The organism is Helicobacter sp. 13S00401-1 (genome assembly GCF_002272925.1).
Classification (GTDB): Bacteria; Campylobacterota; Campylobacteria; order Campylobacterales; family Helicobacteraceae; genus Helicobacter_I.
Window position 1 is genome coordinate 26,650 of the sequence record NZ_MLAR01000007.1, and the last position, 22,824, is coordinate 49,473.

Consider the following 22,824-nt stretch of genomic DNA (forward strand, 5'->3'; position numbering starts at 1 on the left):
CTTTACAAAAGGATTTGCAACATGTTAAGACAGGAAAATTTCATAAGCTTTTCTATTGTCTGTGGATTTTTCATAGGGATAATGTTTGGTCTAGTTAAGTTTAATGACCCAGCACTTATCATACTTTGGGTTATCCTAGCCACAGCTGGAATCTATCTTATAGTCATAGCTTGCGTGTCTATTTACTCTCGTTTTGTTGATTTAAGTAAAGAGCGTGATATGCCAAAAGAAAAACTAGAAGACAGTCTTGAGTACTATCGAAAAGAGTTCGATAAGAAAGAAAAAGAAGTGCAAAATATTAGAAATTTCATAAAAAGCATAAAGAGTTCAGACTAGAGAAAAAGATGAAGTCAAAAAACCACTATGATCAGTACCTTAGAGATTCTCAAGATGAGCTAGCATTGCAGTACATACCTGCTGTTAGGGCTATGGCCTTTAAGCTAAAAGAAAGACTACCTAGTTCTATAGATATGAACGATCTTGTGTCAATTGGCACTGAAGAGCTTATAAAGCTTTCTCGTCGTTATGATAGCACTAAGAATGATTCATTTTGGGGTTATGCTAGAAAGAGGGTTAATGGGTCTATGCTTGATTATCTAAGAAGTCTAGATGTGTTATCTCGTGCTTCAAGAAGGCTAGTTAAGGCTATAGACTATGAAGTATCAAAATACTTTAATACCCATGAAGAAGAACCAAGTAATGAGTACCTTGCAGAAGTGTTAAATGAAGACTTAGATAAGATCAAACAAGCACGCATAGCTGCAGATATCTATACAGTTATACCCATAGATGAGCAGTATAACGCTCTAGAAGAGGGTGATATACTAAAAGAGTGTGAGCATGCACAAGTTTTAGATTCAGTCAAAAAGATCTTAAGTACTTTAAGCCAAAGGGAGCAGTTAGTTATACAGCTTTATTATTTAGAAGAGCTAAGTTTGAGTGAGATTAGCGAAGTTTTAGATATCACAGAATCTAGAATCTCACAAATCTCAAAAGAGGTCATTAAAAAAATTAGAAAGTCCCTAGGAGCGTAACCATGGCTAAGATTCTAAGTCAAGAAGAGATAGATTCCCTACTAAATGTTATGGATGAAGACGGAGATGGATTTGAAGGTGGGGATCTTGTAGACCTTGCAACAGAAAAGCAAGTTATAGTATATGACTTTAGAAGGCCAAATCGAGTAAGCCGTGAGCAGCTAAGAAGTTTTAGAAGCATACATGATAAGATGGCTAGAAACTTATCTAACCAGATATCAGCCATCATGAGAAGTATAGTTGAAATCCAACTTCACTCAGTAGACCAGATGACTTATGGTGAGTTTTTAATGTCCCTTCCAACTCCTACTAGTTTTAACGTTTTTTCCATGAAGCCTATGGATGGTGCTGGAGTATGTGAGATAAACCCAACTATTGCCTTTCCTATGATAGATAGGCTTTTAGGTGGTAGGGGTGATCAGTATGAAGGAACGCGCGAGTTTACAAACATAGAGCTTAACTTACTAGATACTATCTTACGTCAGATTATGCAAAATCTAAAAGAAGCTTGGGCGCCTATAGCAGATATCTTCCCAAGTGTAGATGCTAAAGAATCTAGCCCAAACGTAGTTCAAATAGTTGCACAAAATGAAGTAGTAGTAATGGTTGTTATGGAAATAGTGATAGGGCATAGTAGTGGGATGATGAATCTTTGCTATCCAGTTATATCTCTTGAAACTATACTAAGTCGTCTTGCAAGTAGAGATTTGCTTATGAGTGAGACTAGTGGTAAAAAGTCACGTAATAAAGAATTGCAAGCTTTAATCGGTGGGGCAGATGTTAATGTCTCTGCAATCTTAGGCAGTACAAATATAAGCCTAAAAGATATCTTAGAGTTAAAAGTTGGAGATGTCATAAGACTAGATAAAGTAGCTGATGATGTAGTTACAGTTAATATAGATGGTAGAGAAAAGTATGCAGCAAGTATCGGTCTTCAACGATATAGAAAAACCATACAGATAAAAGAAGAGATAAGAACTGAAAAAGATAAACTAAAAGAAGTTATACAGATGCTTGAAACTCAAAGAAAGTCAAAAGTTAATGATATACAAGAGGAAGATGTATGAAAGAGTTCTTAGATCTAGTACTTAGAGAGTTTAAAGGTACGCTAGAAGGCCTTTTTGGAAGGGATGCTGTTTTAGAGTACAAAGGGGAAAGCAAAGTAAGTAATGACATCTTAACCCCACCTTTTGTAGTTGTTAGTGTAAATGTTATCTTAGATTCCAAAGTTGCTTCTAAACTTAGCTTTATTATGGGTTATGACTTAGCTACTGCCTTGCCTGATATGATGTTAGGTGGGGATGGGGCTATAAAAGCTAACTTAGAAGAAGATGATAAGGATGCTTTAAAAGAGATTATTAATAATGTCTTAGGCTCACTAAGCACTACTTTAAACTCTCAAGATTCATTACCAAAGTATAGTTTTAATGTAGAGAATTTACAAACTGTAGAATCTGAAGCTAACTTAACTATCTATGATAAGGCTTATAAGTTTTCTATAAATATAGATTCTTTAAACTCTAGTTTTTATCTATTAATCCAAGATAATCTTTTAGAATCTAAAGAAGCCCCAAAACCTCAAAGCCAAGCAAAGCCAGTGTTGAATGAAAGAGAGCTTAAAAACATAGCTATGCTTTTAGACATAGGCTTAAATGTAAAAGTGCGCATAGGTCAAAAACGCATGCTTTTAAAAGACGTTATATCTATGGATATAGGAAGCGTTATAGAGCTAAACCAGCTAGCAAGCGACCCACTTGAGATACTAGTTAATGATAAAGTAATAGCTAAGGGCGAGGTTGTGGTAGTGGATGGAAACTTTGCAGTTCAGATAACTGAGATAGCTACTAAAAAAGAAAGACTAGAGCAGTTAAAAGGCTAATGACTAAGCATATAAAGCATGGCTTATGGATATATTAGATTCTTTAAATGAAGCCCAGCGCTACGCAGCTACCCATATAGAGGGCCCTCTTTTAATCATAGCAGGGGCAGGAAGTGGCAAGACTAAAACTATCACTACCAGGCTTGCTTACATGATAGATAAAGCAGGCATAAACCCTTATAATACTTTAACACTTACCTTTACTAACAAAGCAGCAAGCGAGATGAGGACGCGTGCACTAGCTTTAATAGAATCTAAAGAAAAGCTTGACCCTCTTCTTTGTACTTTTCATAAATTTGGCCTTATCTTTTTACGTGAGTACATAGAAAGCCTAGATAACAAGCGAAATACAAACTTTGTAATAATAGATTCTAATGACCAAAAAGACATTATCAAAAAGATTAATAAAGAAAAGATAGATAATGTACGTGAGTTTATAAGTAATGCTAAAAATAAGCTTTTAACCCCAAAAGATTTGAGTTTAAAACACCCTTTAAAATCAAAATTGTATGAAGACTATGAAGACTACCTAGCTTTTAATAATTTAGTAGACTTTGATGATTTACTTTTGATGCCAGCTTTGGTGCTTAAATCTTTTGATGCTTTAAGGCGGGCTATATCTTGTCGTTATAAGTACATAATGGTAGATGAGTATCAAGATACTAACTTGCTTCAGTTAGAGCTTATAAAGCTTTTATGCAGTGAGCATAATAATATCTGTGTAGTAGGGGATGATGATCAAAGTATCTATGAGTGGCGTGGAGCGCTATTAGAAAACATTTTAAACTTCCAAAGTGACTTTGATGCTAAGGCTATAAAGTTAGAATCTAACTATAGATCTAAAAAAGAGATTTTAGAGCTTGCTAACAACCTTATCATGCATAATAAAACTAGGCTAAATAAAGTACTTCGCCCAACTATAGAATCTAAAGCCAGCATAACTTATAATGACGCTTTTTCCGAGTATGAAGAAGTTGAGCTAGTTTGCAAAGCAGTACATGAGCTAAAAACTAAGGGTGTTAGCTATAAAGATATAGCCATCATTTTTAGGGTTAATGCCCTCTCACGCGTTATAGAAGCCACGCTTAATAGATATAAGATTAAACATAAGTTAATAGGTCTTATGCGCTTTTATGAGAGGGCTGAAGTAAAAGATGTTTTAGCTTACTTTAGACTTATGATTAATCCTAATGATAACTATTCTTTTTTGCGCGCTATCTCTTCACCAAAAAGAGGCATAGGAGATAAAGGCTTAGATATCATCATGGAAAGTGCTAGTGGGTTAAGTGTTTATGAAGCTTATAAAAAGGGCTTATTAAGCACTACTAAACATTATGCTAAGTTAAAAGAGTTTTTTGATTTTATAGAATCTAATTTTAATCTTAACCTCTATGAAGTCTCATCTAACTTTAAACGAAGCATTAAGCTAATCCCAGATAAAGATGTAAGCGAAGAAGCTAACTCAAGACGGCAGAATATAGATGAGCTTTTAGGTCTTTGTAAAGATATGCACGAGCAAGGTTTAAACTTAGAGCGCTTTTTAGATGAGATAAGCTTAAGTTCAAGCAGTGATGAAAGCGCTTATAGTGAAGAAGTGTCTGTTTTAAATATACATTCAAGTAAGGGCTTGGAGTTTAAGCATGTTTTTTTACTTGGGCTTAATGAAGGCTTTTTACCAGTTAGTGAAGATAACATAGAAGAAGAAAGACGTCTTGCTTATGTTGCTTTTACGCGCGCAAAAGAAGGCCTTTATCTAAGTAGTGCTAAAAATAGACTTCATCACGGCACAAGAAAGCAAACCCCAACATCTCGCTTTATAAAAGAGTGCAAAGTTAGAGATTTACTTGGATTAAAAAGTGAAGCTCCAGAGTTTGAGTTTAAATTTGAAAGGAAAAAAGGGCTTGATGTAAAAGAGCTAGACCTTAAACGTAATGACATCTTAAAACACAGCATCCTTGGCATAGGCGTAGTTGAAAGTGTGGAAAGCGACACTTTTAAGATGAGTTTAAAAGTAAACTTTGGCGGTAAGCTTAGAGAGTTTAGCTATGCACTAGATCCAAGCCTAGTTAATATCTACTTAGATGAAAACTTAAAAGACTTAAAAGATATAACTAAGCTTTTAAATAAAGAAGGCTTCAGCGTACAAGAAAGTTTAAATGAAGATACTTCTTTAGTGCTTGCTAGCAAGCCTTTTCAAAACTTAGAGTTTAACCCTTTAGTGCTTATCTATGATGATGCTTTAAGTACTTTAAAATCTAAGATTATAACTACTATCTTAGAATCTAAGATCGCTAAAGTTTTTAGTAAGGTTTAGGGTAGTTTTTATAGCTAACTATTTAGTAAGTAGTGTTATATGTCAATAAACTATTTATAAGTTAAGCTAGTTTATGCGAGCTTAAATTTGCTTATAGAATCTAGTTTTATTTTTTCTGCTTAGAAAGTCTATATTGTTTTGTTATCACTTTACTCTTAGCGTATAAATCTATATAGTTTAAGTTTTTTATAAAAGTAAGGATTTGAAAAGTAGAGTAGGTATAAAAAATGGTGTCCTAAGCAGGACTTGAACCTGCGGCCTTATGATTAGGAATCATACGCTCTATCCGGCTGAGCTATTAAGACATATTTATACATGGTGCCGAAGGTCGGACTCGAACCGACACAAGGTTGCCCTTACTAGATTTTGAGTCTAGCGCGTCTACCAGTTTCACCACTCCGGCTAAAGATATAAAAGCTAAAAAAGCTAAATGGTGCACTGAGCGAGACTTGAACTCGCACGAACGAAGTTCACCACCCCCTCAAGATGGCGTGTCTACCATTCCACCACCAGTGCTTAAACCATAAGCATTTTAAATTAAAATGCTAGAAACACCTTAAGATTTTAATAAAAATTAGTAAAATCAAGGATGCTCATTCTAGCATATTTTATGTGAAGAAATTTAGATTCTTAAAAATCCTAAGGTAAAAACTTTATCTATCAAAAAACTTAACTAACTCCTCTACAGTTACTATCTTTGCGCCATAGACCATTTTTAGGTACTCTAATCCTTCCTCGTAGTCTTTTTCTGTAAAGGCATTAGTCCCATCACTTGGAACTATTATCTTATATCCTAGGCAAAAAGCATCTGCAGTTGTGTGCCTTACACAGATATTAGTATGAAGCCCTGTTATAACTAAAGTATCAACATCTAGCTCTCTAAGCAGTATGTCAAGATGTGTTGCAAAAAAGCCACTATATCTTCGTTTAGGCACTATAAAGTCTATCTTACTTACTTTTAACTCCGGGATAACTTCAGCTCCTTTAGTGCCAGCTATGCCGTGGTCTCCCCAGAGAGCTAACTCATGATCTATGCCTTTTATATGAGCGTCATTTGAAAATATAACTGGGATCTTATGCTCCCTTGCAGAATCTAAAAGCTTGACTATATTTTGTATGATATCTTGTGCTCTCTCACATTTTAAAGATCCAGTCACAAAGTCATTTAACATATCTACAACTATGATGGCAACTTTTTTCTTATCAAGACCCTTTAGCATATCTTCCATAACTGCATCCTTTTTTGTGTTTTATCTCTTTGTGAGATGCTGCATTATAGCTATGTAGTATGAAATATTAAGTATGGTGAGTGTAAAAAAGTACTAGGTGTAGCTAGTACTTGATAGGAAAGGTAAGATTTTTATAACCTTACTTATATCTTCCCTCTATAGTTTTTAAGATTTTAGATTCTATAAGAATGGATTTGCATACAAAGCGATGATGGCAAAAACAAGTGTATAGATAACTTGTGCTTCAATAAGTGCTATGGCGATAAACATAGTTGCTTGAAGTTTTGAACCAAGTGCTGGGTTTCTAGCTGTACCAGTTATAGCTGCTGCTGCTGCGTGTCCCATACCTATACCACCACCAAGAGCGGCTATACCTAAGCCTACAACTGCTCCAACTACAGAAAAGGCTTGTATAAACTCTTTCCCACCTATCTCACCTGCAAATGCAAAGCCAGTTATGGCAAGCACAGTAAATAATAATTTCATTAAGTCTCCTTGTATATCAAAGTCGTTCGGATCCATACCCCTACTTAAACTCTGTAGTTGCATTATCTAATAAGTTTGATTAAGAAAAGTTTAAAGTTAAGGCTTTTTAAGACCCTTAAAATGGTACTTTAAACTCTAAAGCTTTTAATTTAGTAAAATCTAGTTTTTTAGATTCTAAGATCATAAAGCCCTTTTATCTTTTATCTTTAATAACCTTGCCATTTTCTAGCACTACCCAAGGAAGACCTTGCTTATCTAGCTCGCTCATAAAAGGATCGGGGTCATTTTGTTCCATATTAAACACACCTTCACCACTCCAAACTTTTGTAGCTATAAGTTTAGCGCCTATCATTGCTGGAACACCTGTAGTGTAGCTTACACCTTGTGCGTTTACTTCACGGTAGCACTCTTCATGATCACAGACATTATAGATATAAATAGTTCTTTCCTTGCCATCTTTTTTGCCTTTAAAGTAGCAGCCTATATTAGTTTTGCCCTTAGTTCTAGGCGCTAGGCTTGCTGGGTCTGGAAGTAGGGTTTTTAAAAACTGCATAGGGACTATTTTTACACCGTTATGTTCAACCTCATCAATGCGAAGCATGCCTACATTTTCAAGACACTTCATATGAGTTAGATAGCTTTGTGAAAAAGTCATAAAAAAGCGTATACGCTTTAAGCCCTTGATATGTTTTACTAAGCTTTCAAGCTCTTCATGATAAAGCAAATAAGAATCTTTTTTGCCAACTTCTGGATAGTCCCAAACTTGCATTATCTCCATAGGCTTTGTTTCTATCCACTTTCCTTCTTCCCAGTAGCGCCCATTTGAACTAACTTCTCGTAAGTTAATCTCAGGGTTAAAGTTAGTAGCAAAAGCATAGCCGTGATCGCCTGCATTGCAGTCTAGGATGTCTATAGATTCTATTTCATCAAAGTAGTGTTTCATCGCGTAAGCACAAAAGACATTAGTAACTCCTGGATCAAAGCCACTACCTAGCAAGCCATAAATGCCAGCTTCTTTGAAGGCGTCATTTAGCGCCCACTGTTCTTTGTACTCAAAACGGGCAGTATCAGGATGCTCATAGTTTGCAGTATCAAGATAGTTAGTTTTAGTTTTGATACAAGCTTGCATTATGCTTAAGTCTTGATAAGGCAAAGCTACATTTATAACCACTACTGGTTTATATTTTTCTATCAAAGCTACTAACTCATCTACTTTATCAGCATCAACTGTTTCAGTGATGATATCTCCTAGGCCTTTTTCTTTTATACTTTTTGCTATGGCAAGTGGCTTTGCAAGCGTCCTTGAAGCAAGGATAATCTTGCTAAATACATCTTTATTCATAGCAAGTTTGTGTGCTACGACACCTCCAACTCCTCCGGCCCCTATTTGTAGTACTGTCATTTGTTTCCTTTTAGTAAGTATTTATATTTAAGTTTAAGATTTTAGAGTGCAAAGATTACAATATTATTTCGAACTTGTAGTGTCATCTTTTAGCTCTTTATCTTTTAAAGCATCCTTAGTTTTTGTGTATTCTGGGGTATCTTTTAGAACTGTCTCATTAGTTTTATTCTCTTCTTCTTTGGCATCTTTTTCCCCATCATGCTCTTTTGGCTCATCAGCTTTAACTGCTTTTAAAAATATGTCATAGACCTCATCTAGCTTAACTTGTTGTTCTTTATACTTACCATGCTCTTTGCAAAGATCTTTTATATTGATGTTGCCATGTTCATCACTTACTGCATTAACTATTTGCTCATAGAGTTTTAGTTTGCAAAGTATGTAAGCAAACATTTCTTTATCTATATCTGGAAGTTTTGTTCTAGTGTTTTTGGCTTCACTTTCTTTAGAATCTTCATGCTTATTTTTATCTATGATCCTAGCTGGTATCCCAACTGCCACGCAGTCATCTGGAACATCTTTTACTACAACTGAGTTTGATCCTATCTTTACATTTTTACCTATAGTAATGTTTCCTAAGACTTTTGCGCCACTTCCTATAACTGCCCCTTCTAAGATAGTAGGATGCCTTTTAGTCTTTTCCAAACTAACCCCTCCTAAAGTAACTCCTTGATAGATAGTTACATCATCACCTATGATGGCAGTTTCTCCAACTACTACACCTATGCCATGATCTATGAAAACTTTTCTTCCTACAACTGCTGCAGGGTGCAAGTCTATATTGTAAGCAAACTGGCAAAAACCCATGATGATACGACCCAGTGTTCTCCACTTCTTTATATAAAGTCTATGGGCTATCCTATGAAGGGAGATAGTCATAACTCCAGGGTAGTTAAAAAAAAGCTCGACTCTGCTTTTAAAGGCTGGGTCTTTTAATCTTGGTATACTTAGGTCTTCTCTTATGAGTGAAAATATGCCTTTGTCTAAGGGATCTATTTGTGTCTGCATAATATATCCTTAATAAATTTTATTTTCCTTAAAAATCTTTACAGCCATATACATTATAGCGTGGCTTTAAAATTAAGACTTATTTATATTTTAAACAGTGTTTTTTTGTTAGAATAGCCTGATTTTAGATTCTAAAAAAGCTTAAGTTGGGTTAGTTTCTAACCTCATAAAGCAAGCATTTTATACAAGCCTAGGAGCGATTTTGATAAGTAATATAGACAAAACTACCTCTTTACATTTGCATAATGAAGTCCAGTTTCTATGCTTCACATTAGAAGAAGATACTAAAGGAAGCAATCAACTTTATGCTATGAACGTATTTAAGATAAGAGAGATAATCTACTATGATGGAGATCTAGCTGAAACAGCTGGAGAAAATGACGGCATAGTCTTAGGTTTTTTAACAGTTAGAGGAGAAAGTATACCCTTATTAGATATGAGAAGGTGGCTTTACTTTAATCCAAAAGAGCCTAACAAAGATCTAAAATCTTACTCTGTTGATAACTCTAAAAAAAGCTTAGTTGTTATATGCAACTTTTCAGAACATACAGTTGGACTTAAGATTTATAGCGTTAAACGTATAATCCAAAAAAGTTGGAATGAGATATCAGTTGGCAGTGAGCTAGGTTTTGGTGGAAGTGATGATAAGATAACTGCTACTACTAAATTTGATGATGGCAATGTAGTTCAGATCTTAGATGTAGAAAAGATGCTACTTGATGCCTTCCCTCATATAGACGATTCTAGAGACTTAGAACTAAACTCACTGAAGTTTATAGATAGCGATAAGATTATCCTTTTAGCTGAAGATTCTAAGCCTGCACAAAAATCTTTACAAACCATCATGGAACATCTTGGCTTAAAGTACTTTACTTTTGCTAATGGTAAGTCTTTACTAGAGTATCTTAATAGTCCAGGGGCTTTAGCTCAAGTGGGCGCAGTTATAACAGACTTAGAGATGCCAGTTATATCAGGCTATGAGGTATTAAAAGCTATACGAAATAACCCAAGAACAAAAGAGCTTCCAGTCATCATAAACTCATCTATGAGCAATGATTCCAACATAGAAAAAGCTAGGGAGTTAAGGGCTAGTGCTTTTATCACTAAATCTAATCCTAGGGAGATAGAAGAAGCTTTGAAAAAAGTTTTAAATATAGAAGTAGAACATATTAATTAAGGTAGGTACATGCTTAGAACAACTTATAACACTGACTTAAGCAAAAAAGATATAGATAAAGAGGTCACAGTTTGTGGCTGGTGTAACACTTATAGAGATCATGGAGGGCTTATATTTATAGATCTTCGCGATGTTAGTGGCTTAGTGCAGCTAGTTTGTGACCCAAGCTCTAAGGCACATAGTGTCGCTTCAAGTGTTAGAGATGAGTACGTGCTAGTTGCTAAAGGCAAAGTTAGAGCAAGAGGTGAAGGGTTAAGTAACCCTAAGCTTAAAACTGGCGATATAGAGATAGTTTTAGATGAGTTAGTTATAGAAAATAAGTCTTTAACTCCACCTATTGCCATAGGCGATTTTAATGTCAATGAAGAGTTGCGTTTAAAGTACCGTTATCTTGACTTGCGCGCTCCTAAAAACATAGAAACTTTTAAGCTTAGATCTAAGGTTAACAATGTAACTCGTAACTTTTTAGTAGAAAATAACTTCATAGAAGTAGATACCCCCATACTAACTAAAGCAACTCCTGAAGGAGCAAGGGACTATCTAGTGCCTTCACGCGTGCACGCTGGGGAGTTTTACGCCCTTCCTCAAAGCCCGCAGATCTTCAAACAGCTTTTAATGGTAAGTGGTTTTGATAGGTACTTTCAGATAGCAAAGTGTTTTAGAGATGAAGACTTGCGCGCTGATAGGCAGCCTGAGTTTACGCAAATTGATATAGAGATGAGTTTTTGTAATGAAGAAGACATCATAGAACTAGCTTCAAATCTAATAAAAGCTATCTTTGAATCTTGTGGCAAGAAAGTAAATCTACCTATACCACGTATGACCTATGAAGATGCTATGAACTTATATGGAAGTGATAAGCCTGATATGAGATTTGGCCTGCCTTTAGCTGAAGTAAGTGAGTACTTTTTAGATTCTAATAATGAGATATTTAAAAATATAGCCTTACTTTCTCAAGATGGTAAAAATGAAAGAGAAGGTGGTCACTCTATAAAAGCCCTAGTAGTGCCAAATGCTGATAGTATCTTTACTCGCAAAACCTACTCTGAGTTAGAATCTTTTGTGCGTGACTTTGGTGCTAAAGGCTTAGCTTACATACAGTATAAAGAAGATGGCTTAAAAGGACCGCTAGTTAAGTTTTTAAGTGAGACTAGTTTAGATTCTATGTTAAAGGCTTTAAATCTAAAAGTAGGTGATGTAGTCTTTTTTGGAGCGGGAGCTAAGGCTACTGTGCTAGATTATATGGGACGTTTAAGACTAAGGGTTGGAAGTGACTTAAAACTTATAGATGAAGATAAGTTAAGCTTTTTATGGGTGGTAGACTTTCCTATGTTTGAAAAAGATGAAGAGGGCTTTAAAAGCCTACATCACCCATTTACTAAGCCAAAAGATATTAATGCAGAGCCTTTAAAGATGGCTTCAGTTGCTTATGACATAGTATTAAATGGTATAGAGTTAGGAGGAGGTAGCATTAGGATACACAAAGAAGATGTGCAAGCAAAAGTCTTTGATCTTTTAGGTATAAGTAAAGAAGATGCGCAAGAAAAATTTGGCTTTTTACTAGAAGCGTTACGTTTTGGAGCACCACCACATGGCGGTATAGCTATAGGGCTTGATAGATTAGTAATGTTGCTTAGTAAGTCAAGTAGTATAAGAGATGTTATAGCCTTTCCAAAAACGCAAAAAGCAACTTGTTTGCTAACTGATGCACCAAGTCATATAGATTCTAAGCAATTACGTGAGCTTCATATTAAAACTAACACAAAGGAGATTAAGTGAAGAAGCTGTTTTTAATCATAGGAGCCCCAGGTAGTGGTAAAACTACGGATGCTGAGCGTATAGCAGCAAACCGATCTGATATAGCTGTGCACTACTCAACTGGTGAGTTGCTAAGAAGTGAAAGCGCAAGTGGGAGCGAAAGAGGCAAACTTATAGAATCTTTTACTTCAAAAGGTCAGTTAGTACCCCTTCACATAGTTGTGCAAACTATCATCCACGCTATAGCTGAAGCGCCAAAAGATGTTATCTTGATAGATGGTTATCCAAGAAGCGTAGAGCAGATGAAAGAGCTAGATAGTGTTTTAAGTATGAGAGATGATGTAAAACTTCAAAGCATTATAGAAGTAGAAGTTAGCGAAGCTACCGCAAAAGATAGAGTTTTGGGACGGGCTAGAGGTAGTGATGATAACGAAGAAGTTTTTAAAAATCGTATGCATGTTTACTTAGAGCCACTTGAAGAGATAGAGAAGTTTTATGCTAATAAAAACTTACTGCACAAGATAAATGGCGAACGAGGCATAGATGAGATAGTAGCAGATATGCAAAAGTATATAGAATCTAAAATATAAATCATTACTCAAAATACAAAATTAAGAAAGGCTAAAAATGAACATAGATAAGATAAGTTTTGGGAAAGACATAAACCACATAAACGCAGTTATAGAGATACCTTATGGGTCTAATATAAAATATGAGATAGATAAAGATAGTGGGGCTATAGTTGTAGATAGAGTGATGTTTTCAGCTATGTTTTATCCGGCAAATTACGGCTTTATACCTCAAACTTTAGCAGATGATGGGGATCCACTTGATATATTAGTCTTAAATGAGTATCCACTTCAAGCAGGCAGCGTTATAGCTTGCAGGGTTATAGGCATGCTTGTTATGGAAGATGAAAAAGGTATGGATGAAAAGCTATTAGCCCTGCCAGTTAGCAAAGTAGATGCAAGATATGAAAATATAAAATCAATGGATGACCTACCAAAAATCACCCTTGATAGAATCAAAAACTTTTTTGAAACCTATAAGATGTTAGAGCCTAAAAAATGGGTAAAAGTAAAAGATTTTGCAAGCGTAAAAGAAGCAGACGCTGTGCTTCAAAAGTCTTTAAAGGCTTATAAATAAAGGCTTAAAATGGGACAAAAAGTAGTTTTAGTTATAACAGATGGCATAGGTTATAGTGAGAAGCAAGACTATAATGCTTTTTTCCACGCTAAAAAGCCAAACTATGACTACCTTTTTAAGCACGTTCCTAACTCTTTAGTTAGTACGCACGGCTTAAGCGTTGGTCTTCCAAGTGGGCAAATGGGTAATAGTGAAGTAGGGCATATGTGCATAGGAAGTGGGCGTGTGCTTTATCAAGACCTAGTTAGGATAAGCAAGTCACTTGATAATGGGGAACTTTCATCTAGTGAGATTTTAAAAGGTTTTTTAGAGCCTCTTAATACGCTTCATATATGCGGGCTTTTAAGTGATGGCGGTGTGCACTCTCATATCGCCCATCTTAAAGGACTACTTAATATCATCAAAGATAAAAAAATATATTTACATCTTATAACAGATGGTAGGGATACTAAGCCTTTAAAGGCCCTAGAATTTTTACAAGAGATGGAATCTTTTTTAGATGATAGAGTAAAGATAGCAACTATAAATGGACGTTTCTATGCCATGGATAGGGATAATAGATGGGATAGAGTAGAGCTAGCCTATAAGGCCATAGTTGAAGGGACACCTAGCACTACTCTTAGTCCACTTGAATATGTGAAAGCCTCTTTTGAAAACGAAGTTTTAGATGAGTTTATAGAGCCTGCTAGTTTTAGTGGCTATGAAGGCTTTAACAAAGATGATGGCTTTTTATTTTTCAACTATAGAAGTGATAGGGCGCGCGAGTTAGTGGGCGCTATAGGACTAGAAGAGTTTTCACACTTCCCACGACCAAAGGGCAGTTTTAAAGTGCTTTGTATGTGTGAGTATGATGAAAGTTTTAGCTTCCCTATACTTTTTCCTAAACAAAAAGTTAAAGATACTTTAGCTGAGATTATAAGCAAGGCTGGATTAAAACAAGCCCATATAGCAGAAACTGAAAAGTATGCGCACGTGACTTTTTTCTTAAATGGTGGCGTTGAAGGTGCTTTTCCAGGGGAAGAAAGATTCCTAGTGCCAAGTCCTAATGTAAAAACTTATGACTTAAAGCCAGAGATGAGTGCTTATGAAGTTAAAGATAAGGTTATGGATTCTATGAAAGAAGGCTTTGACTTTATAGTAGTGAACTTTGCAAATGGTGATATGGTAGGGCATACGGGTAATTATGAAGCAGCAACTCGTGCTGTAGAGGTTGTTGATGATTGCATAGGTGAGATTTTTAAAGAAAGCCAAAAGTTAGATTATGCCTTTGTTATGACTAGTGATCATGGCAACTGTGAGGCTATGAAGGATGAAAGCTTAAAACCTTTAACTAATCACACAGTAGGGGATGTGTTTTTATTTATAAATGCTAAAGGCGTTAGTAAAGTAGAAAATGGCGCTTTAGATAATATAGCCCCAAGCGTGCTTAAAATCATGGGCCTTCCTATAGATCCTAAGATGAGCAAGCCTTTAGTTTAAAACTTTTGTTTTTGAGCTTAAGGCATTGCCAAGATTGCTAAATACCTTTTTTAAAGTCTTTTTTTACTAAAGACTTTATATTTTGCAATGTAGATAATAGTTTTTAACTTTTCTTTATTTACCTTTTACTTCAAATCTTAAATTTCTTACTATTTTTTTTGAGAATCTTATAATTGCGTCATTTTGAATTACAAAAGAGGAAAAGATGGATACAAATGCGATATTACTAAACCTTAGCGGTAAGCTCCCAAAAGATTCCATAGCCCTTGGTATATTAAAAGAAAAGCTAGATAAGCTAAGTGATAAGCAAAGAGATGAGTTTTATCAAAAAGTTATTATGGCAAGGTTAAAGTCTCCTAGCCTAATCTTTTGGGTGGGAAGTTTTCTTTTTGGCAGCCTTGGCGTTGGGCGATTTATGGTAGGGGATATCTTACTTGGCATTATTAGATTAGCTTTATCTATAGTGTTTATAGTACTTACCCTTGTTGATAAAACTAATCTTGAAAACTATAACTTTATGCTAACCTCATCAGATGCTAGCGTAGGTGGGATGCTGCTATGGGCTATTAAAGCATGGTGGTTTATAGATTTGTTTTTAGTGGGAAAGAGGGCAAGGGATCTAAATATGAAAAAGTGTCTAGAGCTTTTATAAGATAAAAATTATGCAGAGTCATATATAAAAAATTAGACTAATTAAAAAGAGATTCTATATTTCTTAAAAGGCTATATTTTGATGCCTTATATATACGCTAAAAGCCTTATTAAAATTATAGAATCTATATTACATAGGGGCTCATGCTAGATATTTTAGCTAGCATAAGCCCTATGCAAAGCTTTAAACTATAACTCCACCGCCTACTACGATATCATCATTATATATAACTAGAGCTTGGCCTTTAGCTACGCCAAAGACTGGCTCTTCTAAGTTTGCGACTATGGTGTTATCTTCATTTAAAGTAACTTTAGCAGGGCTTAAAGAGCTTCTATAACGTACTTTTACATTATAGATTCCATTTGTAAAGTTTTCTGGCAGAGACTTATTTATAGCCTTAACTTCAAAGGTCTCTAAGTCTTTTTTTTCACCTACTATTATTTGGTTAGTCTTAGGATTTATATCTAGCACAAAGTGAGGAGTGAGTGCGCCTTTTACACTAAAACCTTTACGCTTGCCTATGGTGTATTGCATATAGCCTTTATGCTTGCCAACTACTTTTCCATTTATATCTAAAACTTCGCCTTCTTTGTCTACTTCAACATGCTTTTGTAATAAATCTATATAGCTTTTATCTACAAAGCAAATCTCTTGGCTTTCTTTATAAGTTTCTAGACTACCAAGAAAGGGCATCTCTTTTAAGGCTTTAGGCTTTATGTCAACTTTTTTCATATCTCCTAGTGGGAAGACTAGCCTATCTAGCGCGTCTTGACTTAGTGCGTATAAAAAGTAGCTTTGATCTTTAGAAGTATCTAGGGCGCATTTTATACGATTTACCCCATTTAGCTTTTCTATCCTTGCATAATGTCCTGTAGCTATAAACTCACAACCTAGGCTTTTAGCTTTATCTAAGGCTAGGCCAAACTTCATTAAAGGATTACAAACTGCGCAAGGATTAGGAGTTATGCCTTCTTTATAGCTATCTATAAAGTAGTCATACACACTTTCTTTAAACTCATCCTTAGCATCAACTACTATAAAGTCTATGTTTAGATGGCGGCTTACGTTTTCACAGTTTTTTATAAAGACGTTATGTTTTTCTTCTTTGGTGTGTAGTTTAAGATACATGCCTAAGACCTCATAACCTTGTTCTTTTAACAAGTATGCACAATATGAGCTATCAACTCCACCACTCATTAAAAGAGCAATCTTTTTACTTTTCATTAGTATCCTTTTTTGTAGTGCTTTAAAATTTTATCTTTGTGTTTTGTCCATAAAGTTTTTAAAAATATTATAATATTAGCTTTCCTTATCACTCTTTATCAAGTGTTGCTATCATGAAAATATTATTTATAAGGTAGGAGATGTATAAACCTTTTGGACTTTTGACACTGGGAAGTATTTTAGCATTAAATATAGGAACTCTAACTCTAGCTACTGAGATAGAAACTCCAAAGCAAACACTAAAGCCTATCGATTCTATAGATACTACAGATATAACAAACACTAGCCTTCTTAAGATAAAACCCTTAGAAAGGTCAAAGGCTTTTACACTGGGCTTTCAGTTTAATATGTTTGCTATTAATATAGAAGATTCTAACCTTATATGGGGAGACTTAACTCGTGGTGGAGTTAGGGGTAGTTTTGATCTAGGATATAGTCTAGATGCTAAAAACTCTCTGCATGCAGGAGGTTATCTAACCCAGCAACTCCAGTTTACTTACCCAAGGTTTAATGCTTCTCTTAACACTCAAGGAGACTTAGGCTTAAGGCTTTATTATCAATATATGAATAGATATAGTGAAGATTCCCATTTTAGAGCAGTTTTTGGAATCTTTCCTAGAGATATCATGAAGCCTTTTAACATGTCTATATTTTGGCCTCCATTTTATTTCTTCAATCCTAATGTAACTGGTTTTCTTTTAGATAGTGGAACTAAGTATGGCTACACTCAATTTTATCTTGACTGGTATGGGGGCAATATAGCAGCAGGAACTGCAAGTAAGGAACGATTTAGAGTAGGGCTTAATAGTCACTATGAGTTTTTTAACAAGCTTTTAATCTTTGATGCAGAAGGGCTTTATCATCACATACATGATAGGGATTACTTAAGGGTTGGAGTAAGTGATAACACTTTTGCAGCAGCTAATATGCCAGTGGCTAATGGCCCAGTAGATATAGCTGAGCAGCTTTATTATAGAGCTAGCATAGGAAGTGATGTAGGAAGATATATAGGGCTTGATAGGGCTTACTTAGGCGTTGGTTACTCTGGAAGTATGGAGCGTTTTAGGCCAGTGATACCAAAGTATGTGCCTCGTGGTGGCCTTGAGCTAGCATGGCAGCTTAGGTATAAATGGCTAGGCTATAATGGAACTTACTATGAAGGCACAGGACAGCTTCTATCTTATGACCAGCCAGGTTATAGAAATGCCCTTTATCAGCCTATAGCACTTTTTAGGGCGGATAGATTAGTGGTTAATGACTTTTATATAGTCTTAAAGTCAAGTAAGTACGTTACTTGGAGACTTGATACTGTGTTTGAATGGTGGAAAGGTAGCTTTAATCAAGTAGTAGCAGCCTTGCCTGGCATGAACTATACTTATCACCAGTTACTAAACGTAAGGATAGACACAAGGAGGTTTCATTTCTAATAGTTAAGCTCTTTTTTGTTTACTACTAAAGAGCTTTTATTTAGAAGAGATTTTAAAGTTATTAGATTAGAAAAAACAAGTTTAGTGGGTAGTTAGTAGGTAGGGGATTAAAAAAGACTACTTACTTATCAAAGATTCTATTATAGACTTTTCTACAAAGTGTTTCTGTAGGATTACAAGTTAAGATAGCACGGTTTAGCAAGTCTTGCCTTAGTCTAAGCCTTAAAGTCTCACTACCTATTTGTATATTTACTTCACGTGCACTAGCCTTCAAAGTGTAGAATCTAAAGTTACCTTCAAAGCGTTTTAAGACGCTTAAAGCTTCCCTTTCACTTAGGGCTTGATGCTTCATATAAGCGTCTACATAAAGCTTGTTTAAGTCAACTTGCATCTCAGTTATAGTTGCTTGCACTTGTCTATAAGCATAAAATGTCTCAAACTTTTTAAAACCAAGACCAGTAAGCACTGCTAAGATGACTATGACTGCTAAGAGTTCTAAAGCGCTTATGGACTAGATCTCTTTAAAAGGTTTTTGTCCCTCTTCATAGTAGTTATTACCCATGGCATCTATTGCTACTATGGCAGGGAAGTTTTCTACACTTAGGCGTGCTACAGCTTCTGGTCCCAGTTCTGGGTAGGCTAGGACTTCATACTTTTTGATGCAGTTTGATATTAAAGCTGCTGCTCCACCAACTGCTACCATATAAACTACGCCATTTTTAAGCATATAGTCCATAACTTCTTTACTTCTATAGCCTTTACCTATCATACCGCTTATACCTTGATCTATCATAGCTGGAGTATATTTATCCATACGTCCACTTGTAGTTGGACCAGCACTTCCTATAGCATGGCCTGGTTTTGCCGGGCTTGGGCCTAGATAGTATATAGTTTGATTAGTAAAGTCAACTGGGAGTTTTTCTCCTCTAGCTAGTGCTTCAGTCATAGCTTTATGGGCTGCATCTCTTGCGGCTATGATAGTACCTGTTATAAGTACAGTATCGCCTGCTTTTAGTGTTTTGCCTATCTCTTTAGTAAATGGAGCTTGCAATTTTACTTCTGCCATATTATTTCCTTCTTTTAAGTGTGCTTATAGGGTTACGCTGTAGTGACGTGCTGCGTGACAGTTTACGTTAATAGCTGTTGGCATCATGGCTATATGAGTAGGATACCACTCTACATTTACACCAAAAGCGGTTACTTTACCACCTAGTCCTTGAGGACCAACACCAGTTTTATTAGCTAGCTCTAAAAGCTCTTCTTCTAAGGCAGCGTATTTTGGGTGAGAGTTTTTAGAATCTATAGGGCGTATGGCTGCTTTTTTAGCTAGGATCGCTGCTTTTTCCATAGTACCACCAACTCCTACACCTAGCACCATAGGTGGGCAGGCATTAGGCCCAGCTAGTTTCACTGCTTCTAAAAATAGTGCCTTAACGCCATCTAGTCCATCAGCAGGCACAAGCATTTTAAGCATAGACTTATTCTCACTTCCAGCACCTTTTGGCGCTACAAGAATCTTAATCTTATCACCAGGAACTAAATCTAAATGTATCACAGCAGGGGAGTTATCAGTAGTATTTTTACGTTCAAATATAGGCTCATTAACAACAGACTTTCTTAAGTAACCATTTATATAGCCCTTTCTTACACCTTCATTAATAGCGTCATTTAAAAGACCACCGACTATATGCACATCTTGACCCACATCTACAAATACTACAGTCATACCAGTATCTTGACATATAGGCATCATATTAGTCTCTGCTATCTTGCCATTTTCTATTAGGGTGTCTAGTATCCTCTCTCCAAGGACTGACTTTTCTACTTTTTTAGCATCTTGAAAAGCTGTTTTTATGTCTGGAGTTTGTATACAACAAGCCTTTATACAAAGACTTGCTACGCTTTCAGTTATCTCATTCACATGTATCTCTCGCATAACCTTCCTTTAAATCAATAGTTAAAAACTTAAAACTAGCTAATATTCTATCACTAAATGTTGCATAAAGTGAGAAATGGGCCAGTAAACTAGCTGACAAAATTTGTGTTAGAATCTTAAGTAAACATTATCACATACACAAAGGTAACTTAATGCACTTTATGAAAAGACTTTTATTATGTAGTACGCCTTTGATATTTAGCATCACTCTAGCACAAGACTTAAACAAAGCCCCAACTAGCGATGCGCCTACTACTACTAAAGCCTCAAGTTCAACTTCCATAAAAAAAGATTCTATGACTACATCTTCTAAAGATACTAGCAAGGATGCAAAGTCTGATGTAGTTGGTGGTATAGCCATATTAGTTAATAGAGAGCCTATAACTTTATATGAGATATCTAACCTAGAAAAGACTATGAAGATAGGTAAAAAAGAAGCCATAAAACTTTTGATAGATAATAAGCTAAAAGATGAAGAAATAAGACGCCTTAAGATAGTAGTCAGTGATGATGATGTAGATTCTCAAATCAACTCTTTAGCTAAGCAAAACCATATGAGCTTAGATCAGTTCTATACAGAAGTAGAGAAGCAAGGCTTCACTCTTAGCTCTTATAGAAAAAAGCTAAAAGAGCAAATGGTAGATAACAATCTTTTTGGAAAAATCTTATATAGCTCTAATAACATAGGCCAAGATGATGAACTAAGAGACTACTACAACAAGCACCAAGAAGAGTTTAATATACCAAAGGCTATAGATACAGTTAAGTATGTAGCTAATAATAAAGAGCTTTTAGAAAAGTTTATAAAATCTAAAGATACTAAGAACCTACCAAAAGGTATAGCAAAAGACACAGAAAAAGTAGAGCTAAAAGACTTACCACCACAAGTTGCAGACTTGCTTATAGCTAGTAAAGAAGGCAACTTTAGTCCAGTGCTTCAAAGCGATGCTAACACTTTTGTTAGCTTTTTTATAACCAAAAAAGAAGATATAGAGCATATCGACTTTCAAAAGGCTAAAAACTATATAGTTCAAAAACTAATAGCTACTAAGCAAGAACAGATTCTTTCAGAGTATTTTGCAAAAGTAAAAGCTAGGTCTAATATTGAAATATTAAGAGATTAATGCAAAGTATCATCGAGCTATATCGCGACCCTATATTTGGTATCATAATCTTATGTGCCATAGTTGCTGTGGTCGCCATAGCTGACTACTCAAGACTAAAACTAAAAAGAAAAAACAAAAAACACTCACTTGAAGTTTTAAGTAAGAAGTTTGAGATATCAAATATCAATGAAGGCATAAAGCAGTTTGCAAAAACTACGGCTAATCCAAAAGCTACCCTCCTTCCTATAGCCAAAACCTACGCAAAAGCTGGTAATCACGAACAGGCTATAAGTATATACACTACCTTACTAGATAACCTAAATAGCACTCAAGATAAGATAGAAGTTTTAGAAGAACTAGGGGTTAGCTACTTTGATGCTGGATTTTTGCAAAGAGCTAAGGGGATATTTTTAGAAGTACTTAAAAACTTTCCTAATAATATACAAATGCTAAGTTATTTGATGAGAAGTTATGAGTTTATGGGGCAGTATCAAAAAGCGCTAGAAACGCTAACTTGTATAGATGAAGCTCAGAATCTAGATTCTAACCAAAAGCTTTTTGATATCAAAAAAAACCAAAGCTACCTAGAAGCTATGCTAGTAATCTCTCATAATAGATACTCTATAAATGAAAAGATAGATAAGCTGCTTAAGATTTTAGCTAGTGATGGAAGTGTGAAGGCTCTTGTTTTAAGACACTTTAAGACTTATAATGTCCATTTGTTTTGGCAAGAGATAAACAAAATAGAAGATGTGCAAAACTATATAGATATACTTTGGGACTTTAGTATACAAGAGGTTCCTTTTAACTATCTTAGTAACGAAAGAGTGCTAGATATTTATAGAGCTAAAGGTTTTATAAGTGATGAAAGAGAGATAGATCTTTTTGCCTTAGAGGCTTTACGTGTGCTGCATAAACATTCTCACTTAAAAGGGACTTTAGAGTTTAGCTATAGATGTAATGTATGTCAGGGTGTAGTGCCTTTTTACTCGCACAGATGCCCAATTTGTAGCTCTATAGATACTATGGTGCTTAAAGTTAGTCCAATTGGTGTTAAGACATTAAATCAAGGAAGTTTTTAGTGAAGCAAGTTAATATTTATACTGATGGCTCTAGTCTTAATAACCCAGGACCATCTGGCTGGTGTGCTTTACTTGAATATAGGGATGCTAATAATAAACTTTATACAAAAGAGCTAAAAGGCGGAGAAGCACATAGCACTAATAATAGAATGGAGCTAAAGGCTGTCATTGAAGGACTAAAGGTTTTAAATGAGCCTTGTAAGGTGTTACTACATAGTGATTCTAAGTATGTAGTAGATAGCATTAAGCTATATCTTCAAGGCTGGATTAAAAAAAACTTTAAAGAGATTAAAAATGTTGACTTATGGAAAGAGTATATAGAGGAGTCTAAACGTCATGAAGTGATGATGGTTTGGGTTAAAGCCCATGCAGGGCATCCGCAAAATGAGCACTGTGATAAAGTAGCAAGGTTTGAAGCAAGTAAGTTTTTAAACAGTAAAGATGATCCAGGTTTGCTATAAGTAAGTTTATATAAAACTTTTTTTAAA

General features: G+C 35.3%; 23 protein-coding genes and 3 tRNA genes. 15 read left to right on the forward strand and 11 right to left on the reverse strand.

Going from position 1 to position 22,824, the window contains the following annotated elements:
* Window positions 1-21 precede the first annotated feature (21 nt).
* From BKH43_RS04950 to BKH43_RS04970, 5 genes are read left to right on the forward strand one after another with little or no spacing between them, the layout of a single operon-like run.
* Window positions 22-336, forward strand: a complete 315-nt coding sequence (locus tag BKH43_RS04950; RefSeq protein ID WP_095229201.1) for a hypothetical protein — start codon at window positions 22-24, stop codon at window positions 334-336.
* A gap of 8 nt (window positions 337-344) precedes the next feature.
* Window positions 345-1,034, forward strand: coding sequence for an RNA polymerase sigma factor FliA (locus BKH43_RS04955; RefSeq protein ID WP_095229203.1), 690 nt, complete (start codon window positions 345-347; stop codon window positions 1,032-1,034).
* 2 nt (window positions 1,035-1,036) lie between these two features.
* Window positions 1,037-2,101, forward strand: a complete 1,065-nt coding sequence (gene fliM, locus BKH43_RS04960; RefSeq protein WP_095229205.1) for a flagellar motor switch protein FliM — start codon at window positions 1,037-1,039, stop codon at window positions 2,099-2,101.
* Window positions 2,098-2,913, forward strand: a complete 816-nt coding sequence (gene fliY / locus BKH43_RS04965; protein ID WP_095229207.1) for a flagellar motor switch protein FliY — start codon at window positions 2,098-2,100, stop codon at window positions 2,911-2,913. Before fliM ends, fliY begins: the two co-directional genes overlap by 4 nt.
* A gap of 25 nt (window positions 2,914-2,938) precedes the next feature.
* The gene (locus tag BKH43_RS04970) at window positions 2,939-5,227 is read left to right on the forward strand and encodes a UvrD-helicase domain-containing protein (protein ID WP_095229209.1); all 2,289 of its coding nucleotides are present in this window, start codon (window positions 2,939-2,941) and stop codon (window positions 5,225-5,227) included.
* Between the two features lie 228 nt (window positions 5,228-5,455).
* On the opposite strand, the gene BKH43_RS04975 is transcribed toward BKH43_RS04970, so the two are convergent.
* The 7 genes from BKH43_RS04975 to cysE all read right to left on the reverse strand — a co-directional run bounded on the left by BKH43_RS04975 (window position 5,456) and on the right by cysE (window position 9,349).
* Window positions 5,456-5,532, reverse strand: a tRNA-Arg gene (locus tag BKH43_RS04975).
* Window positions 5,533-5,543: 11 nt separating this feature from the next.
* A tRNA-Leu gene (locus tag BKH43_RS04980) sits at window positions 5,544-5,630 on the reverse strand.
* A 28-nt stretch (window positions 5,631-5,658) separates the two neighbouring features.
* A tRNA-Leu gene (locus tag BKH43_RS04985) sits at window positions 5,659-5,743 on the reverse strand.
* 137 nt (window positions 5,744-5,880) lie between these two features.
* Complete coding sequence (locus BKH43_RS04990; protein WP_216358493.1) at window positions 5,881-6,456, reverse strand: isochorismatase family cysteine hydrolase; 576 nt, start codon at window positions 6,454-6,456, stop codon at window positions 5,881-5,883.
* 180 nt (window positions 6,457-6,636) lie between these two features.
* Window positions 6,637-6,942 (reverse strand): F0F1 ATP synthase subunit C, encoded by a 306-nt coding sequence (locus BKH43_RS04995; RefSeq protein WP_095229211.1) that lies wholly within the window; start codon window positions 6,940-6,942, stop codon window positions 6,637-6,639.
* A 193-nt stretch (window positions 6,943-7,135) separates the two neighbouring features.
* The gene (locus BKH43_RS05000) at window positions 7,136-8,344 is read right to left on the reverse strand and encodes a saccharopine dehydrogenase family protein (protein ID WP_095229213.1); all 1,209 of its coding nucleotides are present in this window, start codon (window positions 8,342-8,344) and stop codon (window positions 7,136-7,138) included.
* 63 nt (window positions 8,345-8,407) lie between these two features.
* Window positions 8,408-9,349 carry a serine O-acetyltransferase gene (cysE, locus tag BKH43_RS05005; RefSeq protein ID WP_095229215.1) on the reverse strand — a complete coding sequence of 314 codons (942 nt, stop codon included), beginning with the start codon at window positions 9,347-9,349 and terminating at the stop codon, window positions 8,408-8,410.
* Window positions 9,350-9,551: 202 nt separating this feature from the next.
* Between cysE and BKH43_RS05010 the strand changes: the two genes are divergently transcribed.
* The 6 genes from BKH43_RS05010 (at window position 9,552) to BKH43_RS05035 (ending at window position 15,561) form a co-directional block, all read left to right on the forward strand.
* Window positions 9,552-10,526: a chemotaxis protein gene (locus BKH43_RS05010; protein ID WP_095229217.1), complete on the forward strand. Its 975-nt coding sequence runs from the start codon at window positions 9,552-9,554 to the stop codon at window positions 10,524-10,526.
* A gap of 9 nt (window positions 10,527-10,535) precedes the next feature.
* Complete coding sequence (gene aspS, locus BKH43_RS05015) at window positions 10,536-12,305, forward strand: aspartate--tRNA ligase (protein ID WP_095229219.1); 1,770 nt, start codon at window positions 10,536-10,538, stop codon at window positions 12,303-12,305.
* A complete protein-coding gene (locus tag BKH43_RS05020; protein ID WP_095229221.1) occupies window positions 12,302-12,874 on the forward strand; it encodes an adenylate kinase in 573 nt (190 codons plus the stop codon). Before aspS ends, BKH43_RS05020 begins: the two co-directional genes overlap by 4 nt.
* A 37-nt stretch (window positions 12,875-12,911) precedes the next feature.
* On the forward strand, window positions 12,912-13,430 hold the full coding sequence (gene ppa / locus BKH43_RS05025) for an inorganic diphosphatase (protein WP_095229223.1): 519 nt from the start codon (window positions 12,912-12,914) through the stop codon (window positions 13,428-13,430).
* Window positions 13,431-13,439: 9 nt separating this feature from the next.
* Complete coding sequence (gpmI, locus tag BKH43_RS05030; protein ID WP_095229225.1) at window positions 13,440-14,909, forward strand: 2,3-bisphosphoglycerate-independent phosphoglycerate mutase; 1,470 nt, start codon at window positions 13,440-13,442, stop codon at window positions 14,907-14,909.
* A gap of 205 nt (window positions 14,910-15,114) precedes the next feature.
* Window positions 15,115-15,561 (forward strand): NINE protein, encoded by a 447-nt coding sequence (locus BKH43_RS05035; RefSeq protein ID WP_095229227.1) that lies wholly within the window; start codon window positions 15,115-15,117, stop codon window positions 15,559-15,561.
* Between the two features lie 183 nt (window positions 15,562-15,744).
* Here the strand turns inward: BKH43_RS05035 and mnmA are convergent, their stop codons facing one another.
* Window positions 15,745-16,785 carry a tRNA 2-thiouridine(34) synthase MnmA gene (gene mnmA, locus BKH43_RS05040; RefSeq protein ID WP_095229229.1) on the reverse strand — a complete coding sequence of 347 codons (1,041 nt, stop codon included), beginning with the start codon at window positions 16,783-16,785 and terminating at the stop codon, window positions 15,745-15,747.
* A 140-nt stretch (window positions 16,786-16,925) separates the two neighbouring features.
* On the opposite strand from mnmA, the gene BKH43_RS05045 reads away from it, so the two are divergent.
* Window positions 16,926-18,212, forward strand: coding sequence for a hypothetical protein (locus BKH43_RS05045; RefSeq protein ID WP_095229231.1), 1,287 nt, complete (start codon window positions 16,926-16,928; stop codon window positions 18,210-18,212).
* A gap of 121 nt (window positions 18,213-18,333) precedes the next feature.
* On the opposite strand, the gene BKH43_RS05050 is transcribed toward BKH43_RS05045, so the two are convergent.
* The 3 genes from BKH43_RS05050 to BKH43_RS05060 are packed head-to-tail and all read right to left on the reverse strand — an operon-like array spanning window position 18,334 to window position 20,148.
* Window positions 18,334-18,678 (reverse strand): hypothetical protein, encoded by a 345-nt coding sequence (locus BKH43_RS05050; protein WP_095229233.1) that lies wholly within the window; start codon window positions 18,676-18,678, stop codon window positions 18,334-18,336.
* A 45-nt stretch (window positions 18,679-18,723) separates the two neighbouring features.
* Window positions 18,724-19,278: a Fe-S-containing hydro-lyase gene (locus BKH43_RS05055; protein ID WP_095229235.1), complete on the reverse strand. Its 555-nt coding sequence runs from the start codon at window positions 19,276-19,278 to the stop codon at window positions 18,724-18,726.
* 24 nt (window positions 19,279-19,302) lie between these two features.
* Window positions 19,303-20,148, reverse strand: a complete 846-nt coding sequence (locus tag BKH43_RS05060) for a fumarate hydratase (RefSeq protein WP_095229237.1) — start codon at window positions 20,146-20,148, stop codon at window positions 19,303-19,305.
* Between the two features lie 152 nt (window positions 20,149-20,300).
* Between BKH43_RS05060 and BKH43_RS05065 the strand changes: the two genes are divergently transcribed.
* Genes BKH43_RS05065 through rnhA form a run of 3 tightly spaced genes read left to right on the forward strand, consistent with a single transcriptional unit; the run spans window position 20,301 to window position 22,797 of the window.
* Window positions 20,301-21,272, forward strand: coding sequence for a peptidyl-prolyl cis-trans isomerase (locus BKH43_RS05065; protein ID WP_095229239.1), 972 nt, complete (start codon window positions 20,301-20,303; stop codon window positions 21,270-21,272).
* The gene (locus BKH43_RS05070; protein ID WP_095229241.1) at window positions 21,272-22,336 is read left to right on the forward strand and encodes a tetratricopeptide repeat protein; all 1,065 of its coding nucleotides are present in this window, start codon (window positions 21,272-21,274) and stop codon (window positions 22,334-22,336) included. Before BKH43_RS05065 ends, BKH43_RS05070 begins: the two co-directional genes overlap by 1 nt.
* Window positions 22,336-22,797, forward strand: coding sequence for a ribonuclease HI (gene rnhA / locus BKH43_RS05075; protein ID WP_095229243.1), 462 nt, complete (start codon window positions 22,336-22,338; stop codon window positions 22,795-22,797). The genes BKH43_RS05070 and rnhA overlap by 1 nt, the downstream gene beginning before the upstream one ends.
* Window positions 22,798-22,824 lie beyond the last annotated feature (27 nt).

Excerpts from the sequence above, each read along its gene's own strand:
- BKH43_RS04950 (WP_095229201.1), top strand. The coding sequence starts at position 22 with ATGTTAAGACAGGAAAATTTCATAAGCTTTTCTATTGTCTGTGGATTT.
- BKH43_RS04955 (WP_095229203.1), top strand. The coding sequence starts at position 345 with ATGAAGTCAAAAAACCACTATGATCAGTACCTTAGAGATTCTCAAGAT.
- fliM (WP_095229205.1), top strand. The coding sequence starts at position 1,037 with ATGGCTAAGATTCTAAGTCAAGAAGAGATAGATTCCCTACTAAATGTT.
- fliY (WP_095229207.1), top strand. The coding sequence starts at position 2,098 with ATGAAAGAGTTCTTAGATCTAGTACTTAGAGAGTTTAAAGGTACGCTA.
- BKH43_RS04970 (WP_095229209.1), top strand. The coding sequence starts at position 2,939 with ATGGATATATTAGATTCTTTAAATGAAGCCCAGCGCTACGCAGCTACC.
- BKH43_RS04990 (WP_216358493.1), bottom strand. The coding sequence starts at position 6,456 with ATGGAAGATATGCTAAAGGGTCTTGATAAGAAAAAAGTTGCCATCATA.
- BKH43_RS04995 (WP_095229211.1), bottom strand. The coding sequence starts at position 6,942 with ATGAAATTATTATTTACTGTGCTTGCCATAACTGGCTTTGCATTTGCA.
- BKH43_RS05000 (WP_095229213.1), bottom strand. The coding sequence starts at position 8,344 with ATGACAGTACTACAAATAGGGGCCGGAGGAGTTGGAGGTGTCGTAGCA.
- cysE (WP_095229215.1), bottom strand. The coding sequence starts at position 9,349 with ATGCAGACACAAATAGATCCCTTAGACAAAGGCATATTTTCACTCATA.
- aspS (WP_095229219.1), top strand. The coding sequence starts at position 10,536 with ATGCTTAGAACAACTTATAACACTGACTTAAGCAAAAAAGATATAGAT.
- ppa (WP_095229223.1), top strand. The coding sequence starts at position 12,912 with ATGAACATAGATAAGATAAGTTTTGGGAAAGACATAAACCACATAAAC.
- gpmI (WP_095229225.1), top strand. The coding sequence starts at position 13,440 with ATGGGACAAAAAGTAGTTTTAGTTATAACAGATGGCATAGGTTATAGT.
- BKH43_RS05035 (WP_095229227.1), top strand. The coding sequence starts at position 15,115 with ATGGATACAAATGCGATATTACTAAACCTTAGCGGTAAGCTCCCAAAA.
- mnmA (WP_095229229.1), bottom strand. The coding sequence starts at position 16,785 with ATGAAAAGTAAAAAGATTGCTCTTTTAATGAGTGGTGGAGTTGATAGC.
- BKH43_RS05045 (WP_095229231.1), top strand. The coding sequence starts at position 16,926 with ATGTATAAACCTTTTGGACTTTTGACACTGGGAAGTATTTTAGCATTA.
- BKH43_RS05055 (WP_095229235.1), bottom strand. The coding sequence starts at position 19,278 with ATGGCAGAAGTAAAATTGCAAGCTCCATTTACTAAAGAGATAGGCAAA.
- BKH43_RS05060 (WP_095229237.1), bottom strand. The coding sequence starts at position 20,148 with ATGCGAGAGATACATGTGAATGAGATAACTGAAAGCGTAGCAAGTCTT.
- BKH43_RS05065 (WP_095229239.1), top strand. The coding sequence starts at position 20,301 with ATGCACTTTATGAAAAGACTTTTATTATGTAGTACGCCTTTGATATTT.
- BKH43_RS05070 (WP_095229241.1), top strand. The coding sequence starts at position 21,272 with ATGCAAAGTATCATCGAGCTATATCGCGACCCTATATTTGGTATCATA.